Source organism: Dyella sp. 2RAB6 (genome assembly GCF_052115385.1).
Classification (GTDB): Bacteria; Pseudomonadota; Gammaproteobacteria; order Xanthomonadales; family Rhodanobacteraceae; genus Dyella_D.
The window spans coordinates 21,581-32,745 of record NZ_JBFRGP010000013.1 but is presented as its reverse complement, the minus strand read 5'-3'; the positions used below and the strand labels follow the sequence as shown (position 1 = coordinate 32,745).

Below are 11,165 nucleotides of genomic sequence, written 5' to 3'. Positions count from 1 at the left end.
TCACCGGACTTCACTTTCGATGGCCGCAAGTCGTGCCGGACAGGTGCTATTCGCGGCACGACTTGCCGTTGGCGACAGCTGTCAAAGCGACTGCAGGAACGCCAGCAACGCCTGACGATCTGCCGTGGAAAGCGCGCTGAAGCGCTGCCGCGCACGCTCGGCTTCGCCCCCGTGCCACATCACCGCTTCCGTGAGTGTCCGGGCGCGCCCGTCGTGCAGGTATCCGACACTGCCGCCGGTGCCCATGACCCGCTCGGTATAACCGATGCCCCAAAGTGGCTGGGTACGCCACATCTTGCCGCTCGCAAGTCCTTCGGCATAGTTGTCCGCCAGATCCGGACCCATGTCGTGCAGGAGCAGGTCCGTATAGGGCTTGATCGCCTGCTCGCGCAGCTCCTGGAATTCGTGGCCGGAACCGGTCGTCATCTGAGCCGTGTGGCAACTGGCGCAGCGCACCGCCTGGAACACGGCCGCGCCGGCAGCGACATGGTCCGGATCGACATCGAGATGCGGCAGCGGCGATACCCCCTTCGGGAAGCCGCTCTTGATACTGCGCTGCGCGGGGACCGCCACCAGGGCGAGGTAACGCGAGATCGCCAGCAGGTCGGCGTCAAGCAGGCCCTTGTCGGGCGGCGCCGATTTGCACGTGGCCGGACCCGACAGGCAATCCAGGCTCGGGAAGATCGTGGTGGTCACCGACATGTCTTCCAGCAAGGCAGAGGCCGTTTGATGGCGCAGGCTGAATTTGCCTGCCTTCCAGCCAAAACGACCCAGCCGAACCACGCCTGTGTCCGGATCAAACACGAAGTTCGCCTGGCCTTTGACGCCATCCTCGTCGGGCGTGGCTCGAACGCGCGCAAGTATGTCGGCTTCGGGAATGGCTTCGAGCAATCCCATGCCGACAATGGGCTGGGCGGCGCGCAGCGAGGCGACGGATGGCACCGGGCCAGCGAAAGACAGCGTAGGCTTGCGCAGCTCGACCGCCGTGCCGTCAGCCAGCGACACACTGTGCGTATCGAAACCTCCGACACGCACGCTGTCGCCCAGGTCCACCAGCTTGCCATGGGCGTCATAGCCGTTCATCTGGACCGTCACGCCGTAGTTCGGATCCGGCAACTGCTGACCCTTTGCATCGATCGTCGCCACACGGACCACCATCTGGTCCAGCCGCTGGCTCAGCGCCGCCGGTGCGGGGCCGCGACCGTTGTTGACATGGCAGGCGAAGCATGAGGACTGATTGAAGCTCGGACCCTGCAGCCCCACGACCGCCGTATCGCGATCATTGCCCGGCTCATTGTGTTCACCGGTCGTCATATTGCTATGGAGCAGTCGGCGGCCTTCGACGAAGCGCTGGATGTCCTGCATGCCGATGTTGTTCTGCGGCTGCTGGAAGACAAACGTACTGCCGTCGCTGTAATCGTACGACACCGAGCCGATGCCGCCCTGCAAGGTCTCGTCCGGCAGCGGGGCGCTGTTCAAGCGCGGCTGCACGCCGTACCAGGGGCGCAAGCCGACTCCCACCACGTAGGTCACTTCGGTGGTGTAGTAGTGAAAGGCCCCGTTGTCGCCCACGGCCAGCATCGCCTCCGGCGTTGAAAAGAACGCCTGAGTGAACTCGACGGCATCGCCCACTTTCAGTCGACGTCCGGGGACATTCGTTCCGGCGACGGCAACGCCGGTCACGCCATTCGTCACGGCGTAATCATAAAACCGGGTGGCGCCAAGAACGTTTTTGCTGGCGACGAGCACGCCGTTGGCGTCGGCGCTCAGCGCATCGTGGCCCGGAAAGCTATCGACGGTGGCGCTGCAACCATCATTGAGAATGGTGTCAGGACGAAGCAGAGCCCCATTCGGCGGCCTGGGTACCACGGGACAGTTCGCCGCATCGACACCATAGAGCTTGGGGTCCTTCAGTTTCCCCGGTGACATCCAGCCGAAACCGGTCACGTTGGGGCTGTCAAAGCGATGAAAGAACGAACGCCCCCCCGCCCGCTGCGCCTCCAGAAAATAATTGTTGATGCGCAAGCTCGGCACGGCGACACCAGCTACGCGGCTGTTGTCGATGATTTCGACACCCCACGTGCGGTTCTTGAAATAGTTCTTGACGAAGTCAAGATAATGGCCGGGCCCTTTGTCTAAAGGATTGCCGTTGGCGTCGACCGTGTCATTGGGCCCGTAGCCCAGTTCATTCCAGGCCTCACCACGTTCGCGAGCATGGCGATTCCTGCCCACCAGGCCGAAGCGAGTAACCAGGGTGCCGTCCGGCAGGGTGAATTGAATGGATTCGATGGGCGCTTGTGATGCGGGCCACAAGGGCACCATTCCCGTGCCATCACGCGGAAATGGAAACGGCGAGGTTGCGAGCAGGACTGGCGAGGCATTTGTCCCCGTCGTCATGGCATTGCCAGCATGGGACTCGCCACCATAGGCAGCCAGCAACACGCCGCCGGCGAGGATCGCCAAAGCGCTCGCGGTCACCTGGAATGGTGAAAACCGGAGAAGAGATTTCTTATTCAAGATGCACTCCCTGGACGCGTTGATATCGTGCAGCCAATGACGGGAATGCTATTTAATGAGAGGCGCTACTTCTGTTGATCCTTGCACATTTTCTTGGCGCTGCTTCAAAACGATAAAGCACATGAGATGGCCCGAAGGACGGCTGTTCTCTCCGGGCAATTCGGGTCACCGGGAATACGTGCTTGTCATGCGCGATGCGGGGTATTAATGGATATCACGCCATTGCGATTCGAAGCGGCGGGATAGTGCTTCAGCAACCGCTGAATTTTGTGCGGCGTCGAGGAGATCTGCATACATGGAAGTCAACATGCACCTGGCGTGGAGGTTCCGAGCCGAACCATCCGAATGATGGGTGCGCGAACAAGCCGTGTGCTTAAACGCGCTTTATGGGACGACACCGTTGCGGGCCGCCACCAGAAAGCGAACCTCAGTCCGCCCCACGCCGCAGGCGCCAGATCTCCCGCGTCCCGAGTTGCCGACACTCGATCACCCCCTCCCCCTCCAACACCCGCAAGCCCTCAAGCACCAGCTCCAGCGGAACCTCGACCCCCACCGGCCGCAGCCACCACTGCTGCACCCCCTCGGCGGAATCCGCACAGCCCGGACTCCCCGCCAGATGGCGAGCGATAGCATCAGCCACGACACGTACGGAATGACCAGTCACTCGCCCGCCCCGCCCGATGGATGGCATCACTCGCCGGAATCTTGCTCCTGTCCGATCACGGAAGCGAGCCTGTACTTGCTCACCAGTTTGCTGAACGCACTGCGATCCTGCCCGGCCATGCGCGCCGCCTGCGTGATGTTGCCCCGGGCCCGCGCCATCGCGGAGGCCACGTAGCTGCGCTCGAAATCGGCGATCGCGCGCGCCTTGGCTTGCTTGAAGACGGCGTCGTCGCCGGTCTTCGCCGGCGGTTCGGCGAGGTCCTGCGGCGGGCCGCCCTTGATCAGCTGGCCCTCGCACATCAGGTACTCGCGCTGCACGAAGTGCTCCAGCTCGCGCACGTTGCCGGGCCAGCTGTAGCGCTGCAGCGAGCTGAGAAAGGACGGGTCGAAATGCTTGCGCGAGGTCTGCGCGCCGTACTGGCGGTTGAGCCGCGTGAGAAAGGCCTCGGCCAGTTCCAGCACGTCGCCGCCGCGTTCGCGCAAAGGCGGCATCACCAGCGGCATCACCTTCAGGCGATACAGCAGGTCGCGGCGGAATTGCCGCGACTTCACCAGTTCGTCGAGGTTGCCGTTGCTGGCCGCGATCAGGCGCACGTCGGTCGAGCGCGTCTGCGTGCCGCCGACTCTTCGATAGGTGCCGTCCTGCAGGAAGCGCAGCAGCGAGGCCTGCGCCTTCGGCGAGAGCGTGTCGATCTCGTCGAGAAACAGAGTGCCGCCCTCGGCTTCGCTGACCAAGCCAGGCGAGGCCTGGCGTGCATCGGTGAAAGCGCCGCGCTCGTGTCCGAACAGTTCGCTTTCCACCAGCGAATCGGCCAGCGCGCCGCAGTTGACGGCGATGAAAGGGCGGGATGCGCGCGCACTCAAGTAGTGCACTGCTCTTGCCCCCAATTCCTTGCCCGTGCCGGTCTCTCCCCCGATCAGTACGGTCACATCGAATTTCGCGATACGGCGTATCTGCGCAATGACGTGAGCGAACTGCGGCGAAGATCCAAGCAAGTTGGACTCCGCGATATCGACCATGACGCCCCCTGTACGGGGCATCGCGTCATGTTCTCCATGCGACTCCCCGGACCGCGGATGTTGCCCCTCGCTGTGCGCGACCGCAATATGCAATCGCCAGGAAAAAACCGCAGAAGCAGCGCGTCTTCCCGGCGAAATGTCTTTTTCATGTGAAGACGTGTGCATTTCGATGCGGCAGGGGGCCGTTCATCCATGTTCGCCAAGCTTGGCTTGATCTTGTTGATCCTGTTGTTCGGCGCGCTCGCCTTCGCCGGCGGCATGATGGCGCCCGATGACTGGCGCGCGCCGATGCAGGCGTTCGCCGCGCGCTGGCGCGATCCACCAGCGCCTGCCGTGCCGCACGTTCCTGCGGCAGCGGCGACGGCCGCTTCCGCCACCACGCCGGCCACCGCCGCGAGCGTCGTGTCCACCAACGCCTTGCTGGTCACCAGCGACGTGACTGCAGCGGCGCCGGCACCCGGACAACCCGCCTATGCATTGCAGTTGGGCCAGTTCGTCGATGCCGGCGATGCGGATGCGCTCGAACGCGCGGCGCAGGGACTGGGCCTGCCGCTGCTGCGCATCGCCGCCGTCGATCCCAACCGTGCTGCCTGGACGGTGCTCGCCGCTGGCCGCTTCCCCTCGCCTGCTGCAGCGCAGGATGCGGCGGCGCGGGTGCAGGCGGTGCTGAAGCTCGCCAGCACGCCGGTCATCAAACTGCCGGAAGCCAAGCCCTCATCGTGAAAAGAGGCCCGGCCGCGCCCGCGCCGGATCGCGCCAACCGGCTTCGCCCAGGGTCGCGACGAAGCACACGGTGATCTGGGCCATGCCTTGCGAGGTAAAGAACACGCGCTTGGTGGCGGACTGGCGATCCGGCGTGAAGAACCAGCGCTCGTCGCCCACCGCCAGGCCCCACGACGAAACGCGGCACACCCACAGGTCGGCAATGCCACGCGCGCTGACCAGCGCCACGCGCACCTCGGCCTCGCCCATCGTCTCCGTCACATAGATCCGCGCCATGTCTCCCCCTACGCGAGGGCGAGACATTGCAGCGCGGCGCGGTTGGCGTCAACCGCACTCAGGCAAAGTGCGCGGCGTTCGTATGCGCCCAGGCGCGGAACGTGCGCGGCGCGGCGCCAGTGATTTGCTCCACCGTCGGCGTCATCGCCCGGCCACGCCCGTCGCGCACCGCCTCCAGCGACTGCGCGATGCCGCGTGCCAGCGGCTCCGGAATGCCCGTGGCCACCAGGCCCTGCACCGTCTGCTCGATGCTCACGTCCACGCTGCGCAACGTGCGGCCGAGCAAGCCGGAAAGAATCTCCACCTGCTCCGGCACGTTCAGCAGTTCGCCGCCGGTGAGTTCCAGCGTCTGTCCTGCCAGCGCCGGATCGAGCAGCGCGCGCACCGCCACCGCGGCGATGTCTTCCGGCGCGATCGGCGGTGCCTTGCCGCTGCCCATCGCGTTGTAGACCACGTCATCGGCGCGGATCGAATCGGCCCAGCGCAAGGTATTCGTCATGAAGCCGGTGGGCCGCAGCACGGTGGTGCGCAGGCCGGAGGCGAGCAGCGCATCCTCGTTCGCGCGATGCATCCGCCCCAGCAGGAACGCCGGATCGCCGGCCAGGATGCTGGAGAGGAACACCACCCGCGGCGCGCCATTCGCCTTCAGCCCCGCGAGCAGCGCCGGCAGCTGTGACGGATTCGGTCCGGTGTTGAGGAAGACCGCCCTGGTGCCCAGCGCCGCCGCGCCCAGGCTGTCGGGCTGGCTGAAATCGCCCTGGGCGATCTCGACCCGCTCGGCCAACTCGCCCAGCCTGGCCGGATCGCGCGCAAACACGCGCACCGGGTGTCCCGCTTCGAGCAATTGCCGCGCGATCGAGCCGCCGATATTGCCGCTTGCGCCAGTGACCAGATACATGTCCGTTGCCTTGTTGTGGTGGGGAGTGCGATAACGATAGGGATCGCCCTACAATGGAACAATCTGTCGTTTCGCAACGCTCTGTTGCAAGGGTGCAACAATCATGATCGACCTCAACGAGCTGCAATACTTCGTGCAGGTGTCGCAGGCGCGCAGCTTCACCGCCGCCGCGGCGCACTTCGGCGTACCCAAATCCAGCGTCAGCCGCGCCATCGCGGCACTGGAACAGCGCCTGGGCGTGCGCCTGCTCGAACGCACCACGCGCAGCATGGCGCTGACCGAAGCCGGCGAGATCTACCTGGAGCGCTGCCGCCGCGTGATCGAGGAAGCGGAGCTTGCGGACCTGTCCATCGGCGCCATGCAGGCCGTGCCGCGCGGCCGCCTGCGCATCGGCGCGCCGGTGGCATTCGCACGCTTCATCCTCGGCCCGCGACTGGCCGAATTCGCACGACGCTATCCGGAACTGCGCGTGCAGTTGCAGATCACCGCCGGCGAGTCGACGCCGCAGCAGGCCAACCTCGACGTGCTGATCCGTCCCGGCCCGCTGGAGGATTCGTCATTGCTCGCGCGCCCGCTCGCCACCATCCATCTCGGCCTGTACGCCAGCCCGGCCTATCTCAAGGGAAAGAAGCTGCCAAAGGTGCCGGCGGACCTGAGCCAGCTCGACGCATTGATCACCGCCTGCGGCCCCTCGGGCCAACCGGCCGAACAGACCACCTGGCGCCTGCGCCGCGGCAAGGACACGCAGGAAGTACGCGTGGAAGCGCGCCTGTCCGTACCCGACCCCACCATCAATCATCAGCTCGCGCTGGATGGCGCGGGCGTGGCGATCCTGGCGCGGCACGGTGCGGCGCAGGCGGTGGCGAAGAAGCAGCTGGTGCGCCTGCTGCCGGCGTGGGAGCCGGAGCCGGTGGAGCTGTTTGCGTTGTATCCGGCGCGCTTGAATTCGTCGCCGAAGGTGCGGGCGCTGGTGGAGTTCCTGCGCGACTGAAGCGCGCGCTCAGCCGGCACCGTCCTCCTGCCAGCGCAAGACGCTATAGCCCAAGCCACCCTTCAAGGCCGTCAGGCGGAACGTGACGATCACGCTCGCCGTGGTGCCCTGCCCGTCGCTGGCCGAAGCCACGATCGTGCGCACCAGGCCGCCGCGCCACGCACCGGCCGCCTGCCCGCTAGGCAATACCGGCGGCGGCGTAAGGGTGGACGACAGTTCACGCTGCGCCGCGTAGCGCTCGGCCTTGGCCAGATCCATCTCAGGCAGGCTGGCCAGCGCCAGCGGCGGCGCGAGTGCCGGCATCGGCTCGGCGCGGCGCGACCAGACGGTGATCGCGGGTGCGAGCTTGCGGTACAGCGCCGGCGTCATGCCCAGCACGGTCTGCAACTGCTCGGGCATATCGAACTCGCGATAGCGCGGCCCCGCCGCCAGACCGGCTTGCGCATAGCGCTTGTTGCCTTCTTCGCGGAACAGCTTGGCACCGGTATCGCGCGTTTCCTGGATATTCGCCGCCAGTTGCGCGGCGGCCGCGTCGTCGGTGCCGGCAGCGACGAACAGGCGCTGCAGCAGGCGCGGATCGGCGGCGTTAATGTCGATCTTGCCCAGTTCGTCCTGGATGCGAACGTCGATGTCGTGCTCGTCCAGCCGCAGCCGATAGCGGCGGCCATCGCCCACCCAGCGTCCACCGCTGCGGCTCACGCATTCGGCCAGCGCGCGCATTGCACCGGCCTCGGCGAGGTAGCGCAATTGCACGCGGCTGGACAGATAACGGGTCTGGATCGATTCGGTACGCGCCAGCGCGGCGAAGCCGCCGAGCAGGATCGCCAGCAGCGTGCACGCCCACAGCACCACCAGCAGTGCGATACCGCGGGTGCGCTGGCGATTCGCGCCCCTCATGGCTTGGGCCCGTCCAGGCTCTTGGCCAGCGCGCCGACATTCAGCGCATAAGGATTCTGCCGGATCGGCGCCTGCAGCCACAGCCACGCCGTGGCGCCGTCGCGAGTGGTGTCGTCGCGAGTGGCCTTGTCGCCAGCACCGGCCTTGCTGCGTTCCAGCTCGATGGTCACCAGCTCGGGCGTGCGCCCGGCCACATCCCAGCGATCGCGCCAGCTCGCTTCGGCGCCTTCGCGATCGCGGCCGTAGTAGCGGAAACGTCCGCCGTGCACGCCATCCACGAGCAGCTCCGGCTCGAACGCCACGCCGGCGCCGCCGGAGGTCAGCGGCGCGCTGCCCAGCTCCAGCTTCAAGGCGCCCTTGCCGTCGTCCACCAGCGCCAGCGCCTGCAATTGCGGGCCGGCGCGATCGAGATAGCCCGGCAGCGGCGCGACGAAATGCATGCTGCGCGGTTCACCCTCGAACACCACGCCGTCACCTTTCGCATCCAGCTTCCACGGCAGCGCGCGCGCCTGCATCAGGTCGCGGCGCAGGAACTGCTGCAGCGAACGCGCCTGGTCGTTGCGCTCCAGTGCCGTCGAGCCGGTATTCACCGAACGCGTCGCGGTCTGGATGCCATAGAACACGCCGAGCAGCAGCAGGCTCAGCAGCGCCAGCGCGCTGAGCACTTCGAGCAGGCTGAAGCCGCGCGGCGCAACGCGCAGCATCACGGCGTGGCCCGCCGTGCGGTGCGCAAGGTCACATAGGTCAGCTCGCGCGGCCGCCGCGCATCGCCCCACAGTACGTGCAGCTCCACGCGGTACAGCATCAAGGCGCTGTCCGGCGGCAGTTCGCCGTCCTGCCACGGCTGCACGCGCAGGCGCCAGCGGTAGTCGCGGTCGAACTTGCCTTCGTGCTCGCCGGGCGCCAGCGGCTCGGCGATACCCAGCGCATCGAGCTTGCCTTGCGCAAGCATGTCCGCGCGGGTGGCCTGCCCGAGTTTGTCGGTCAGGTTGAGCGAGGCGCTCGCCACCCGCATCAGCGCGGCGACGGCGATCGCCAGCAGCAGAATGGCCGCGATGGTTTCGAGCAGGCTGAAGCCCTGTTGCCGGTTCATGCCGCGCACCCTACGCCGCGCGCATGACAGCCAGACACACGAAAAAACGCGGGAGAGGCAAGCCTCTCCCGCGCGTTCCACGGCAGGTGGAACCGTCGTCGATCAGTTGATGCAGCCGTTGATCTGGGTCTGCGTGATCGAGGTCGCGCTGACGTCCAGGAACGACAGGCCCGTGCCGGCGCCGATGGTGCCGGTGGCGGCGATGATCGAAGCGTTGTACGGAGCGCCGATCAGCGCGCGCACGCTAGCGGCGTCCGAGCCATTGTTGGCGCTGTTGCCCAGCAGGTAGGACACGGCAACGATCGGATAACCCGCGGCCGGCGTGGCATACGCGTCCGGCTTGACCAGGGCGATGCAGCTGGTGGCCGGGGCGCCGGCGATCGCGGCGAAGGTCGGACGACCGGTGTTGGCGTCCACGCCGGTGATGGCGTTGTTGTAGACCACATCGGTGCTGCCGATGGCGACCTTGTGCGTGGTCGCGTTGCCCAGATCGGCCACCGGGTCCTTGCCGTCCACCGTGGCCACCGAACCGAACGCAGCCTGCGCGTTGGCGGCTTCGGCGTAGCCGATGGCGCCCGGCACGCTGAGGATCTGGTTGACGACGTTGGCGTTGCCGCTCTGGCCGTTCCAGTTCGGCGTGGTCGAGGTCAGCGTGAAGTACTTCTGCACCACGTTGACGTACGACTGGTCGGTGACGAAATGCTTGGCGGGCGTGCTGCCCGGGCAGTTCTTCGACAGGAAGTTGGAGAAGCCGAAGCTGGTGCCGCTACCGTCGGAACGGTAGACCACCGTGATGGTGTCCGGCGAGGAACCCGAGATACCCAGGTCGCTCCACTTGGTGACGACGCCACTGAAGATGCTGCAGACCTGCGCGGTGCTCAGGGCCAGCGTGCCGGACACGGCGGAGTTGTTATAGACGATGGCGATACCGCCGGCGACGGCCGGGAACTCCACCGGGAAGCTGGAGCTGCGGTTGGCCACATAGTTGTTGTAGTCGGTGGTCGACAGCGGCGAATCCGAGCCGACGAAGTTCGGCTGGGTCAGGGTGGAGCGGCCGATGTGCGAGTCGCCGGCGGCGAAGCCGGTCGGCGCGGTGGAGCCGTTCGGGCAGGCGTTCTGCACGCTGGTGCCGCTGACGCCGGCGAGGATGTTCTTGCCCGCGCCGCTGCCGGTCTGGCAGTAGGAAGCGGCGGTACCCGTCACGCTCTGGTAAGCGCCCAGCAGCGAGTTGGCATCCGGCGCGTAGTTCAGGCGATTCGACACGTCACCGACGTAACCGACGGCCGGCAGCGTGGCGCCACCGCCCACCTGGGTGGCGGCATGAGCCGAGGAAGCGGCAGCGAAAGCCAGCACGACGGCGCCCGCAAGCTTCTTCATGCGGGTATTTCCATTGAACCCGAAGATCATGACATACCCCTACTTTGAAAATACCTCCGGAGTGGAGGCCGTCGATTTTTTACAGACCTGGAATGACGCATCGATTAAAAATAGATGTAATCGAAAATTTCTTTCCGATGACTCGATCTTTCCAAATAATCCAAATGACACGCCAGAAGACTTAATAGACATCGCCGTCACGCGCTCCGAACGAACCGCCGCGGCACTCACGAAAAAAGCGTGATCAGGCGCGCGCATCGAATTCGTGCAGCATCGATACGACCTCGGGATCGAGCTCGCGTTCCTCGCGCAGCGCGCGCAGGTCGGCGCCGCCGAGTTCGCGCAGCACGCTGCGCACGGAGGCCCGGCGGCCCTCGCGGCACCATACATTGAACACGCTCACCAGCAGCGGCGCGGCGCTGTGCACGCCGCGCTCGCCCGGCGGCGCGCGACGCCGCAGGCGCGACCTGAGCAGATAGGACAGGCGTACATTGAGCGAGGCGATCGGCGATTCGCTGATCTGCCGGACCAGCTCCTGGCTGCATTGATCGATCAACCGCTCGGCCATTTTCTCCTGGTGCGCCTCGAGCAATTGGCGCAACGCCTCGGATAATGCGAAAGCCCTGCCTCGACCAGGCTGCTGCACGGTTATTTAACTCCCTGTCTAATGGATTTTCATAAAACTCCGGACAAAACCCTACCGGGGCGTT

12 protein-coding genes are annotated in these 11,165 nt (G+C 65.9%); 3 read left to right on the top strand and 9 right to left on the bottom strand.

Annotated elements, in window-relative coordinates:
* Positions 1–81 precede the first annotated feature (81 nt).
* A complete protein-coding gene (locus AB4083_RS16905; protein WP_441609250.1) occupies positions 82–2,517 on the bottom strand; it encodes a di-heme oxidoreductase family protein in 2,436 nt (811 codons plus the stop codon).
* Positions 2,518–3,207: 690 nt separating this feature from the next.
* On the bottom strand, positions 3,208–4,200 hold the full coding sequence (locus AB4083_RS16900) for a sigma-54 interaction domain-containing protein (protein ID WP_441609249.1): 993 nt from the start codon (positions 4,198–4,200) through the stop codon (positions 3,208–3,210).
* Between the two features lie 192 nt (positions 4,201–4,392).
* Here AB4083_RS16900 and AB4083_RS16895 point away from each other — a divergent pair, with 192 nt between their 5' ends.
* Positions 4,393–4,923 (top strand): SPOR domain-containing protein, encoded by a 531-nt coding sequence (locus tag AB4083_RS16895; protein ID WP_441609248.1) that lies wholly within the window; start codon positions 4,393–4,395, stop codon positions 4,921–4,923.
* Here the strand turns inward: AB4083_RS16895 and AB4083_RS16890 are convergent.
* On the bottom strand, positions 4,915–5,199 hold the full coding sequence (locus AB4083_RS16890; protein ID WP_441609247.1) for a DUF6150 family protein: 285 nt from the start codon (positions 5,197–5,199) through the stop codon (positions 4,915–4,917). The genes AB4083_RS16895 and AB4083_RS16890 overlap by 9 nt on opposite strands.
* A 58-nt stretch (positions 5,200–5,257) precedes the next feature.
* Entirely contained in the window at positions 5,258–6,097 is an 840-nt protein-coding gene (locus AB4083_RS16885) for an NAD(P)H-binding protein (protein ID WP_441609246.1), read from the bottom strand.
* 103 nt (positions 6,098–6,200) lie between these two features.
* Here AB4083_RS16885 and AB4083_RS16880 point away from each other — a divergent pair, with 103 nt between their 5' ends.
* Positions 6,201–7,088: a LysR family transcriptional regulator gene (locus AB4083_RS16880; protein WP_441609245.1), complete on the top strand. Its 888-nt coding sequence runs from the start codon at positions 6,201–6,203 to the stop codon at positions 7,086–7,088.
* Between the two features lie 9 nt (positions 7,089–7,097).
* Here the strand turns inward: AB4083_RS16880 and AB4083_RS16875 are convergent, their stop codons facing one another.
* The 4 genes from AB4083_RS16875 to AB4083_RS16860 form a co-directional block, all read right to left on the bottom strand.
* Positions 7,098–7,985 carry a general secretion pathway protein GspK gene (locus AB4083_RS16875; protein ID WP_441609244.1) on the bottom strand — a complete coding sequence of 296 codons (888 nt, stop codon included), beginning with the start codon at positions 7,983–7,985 and terminating at the stop codon, positions 7,098–7,100.
* On the bottom strand, positions 7,982–8,689 hold the full coding sequence (locus AB4083_RS16870) for a prepilin-type N-terminal cleavage/methylation domain-containing protein (protein WP_441609376.1): 708 nt from the start codon (positions 8,687–8,689) through the stop codon (positions 7,982–7,984). The genes AB4083_RS16875 and AB4083_RS16870 overlap by 4 nt, the downstream gene beginning before the upstream one ends.
* Positions 8,689–9,078: a prepilin-type N-terminal cleavage/methylation domain-containing protein gene (locus AB4083_RS16865; protein WP_441609243.1), complete on the bottom strand. Its 390-nt coding sequence runs from the start codon at positions 9,076–9,078 to the stop codon at positions 8,689–8,691. The genes AB4083_RS16870 and AB4083_RS16865 overlap by 1 nt, the downstream gene beginning before the upstream one ends.
* Before the next feature lie 102 nt (positions 9,079–9,180).
* Positions 9,181–10,455, bottom strand: a complete 1,275-nt coding sequence (locus tag AB4083_RS16860) for a substrate-binding domain-containing protein (RefSeq protein WP_441609242.1) — start codon at positions 10,453–10,455, stop codon at positions 9,181–9,183.
* Between the two features lie 28 nt (positions 10,456–10,483).
* On the opposite strand from AB4083_RS16860, the gene AB4083_RS16855 reads away from it, so the two are divergent.
* Complete coding sequence (locus tag AB4083_RS16855) at positions 10,484–10,699, top strand: hypothetical protein (RefSeq protein WP_441609241.1); 216 nt, start codon at positions 10,484–10,486, stop codon at positions 10,697–10,699.
* Here AB4083_RS16855 and AB4083_RS16850 read toward each other — a convergent pair whose 3' ends face one another.
* The gene (locus AB4083_RS16850) at positions 10,700–11,023 is read right to left on the bottom strand and encodes a hypothetical protein (protein ID WP_441609240.1); all 324 of its coding nucleotides are present in this window, start codon (positions 11,021–11,023) and stop codon (positions 10,700–10,702) included.
* Between the last annotated feature and the right edge of the window lie 142 nt (positions 11,024–11,165).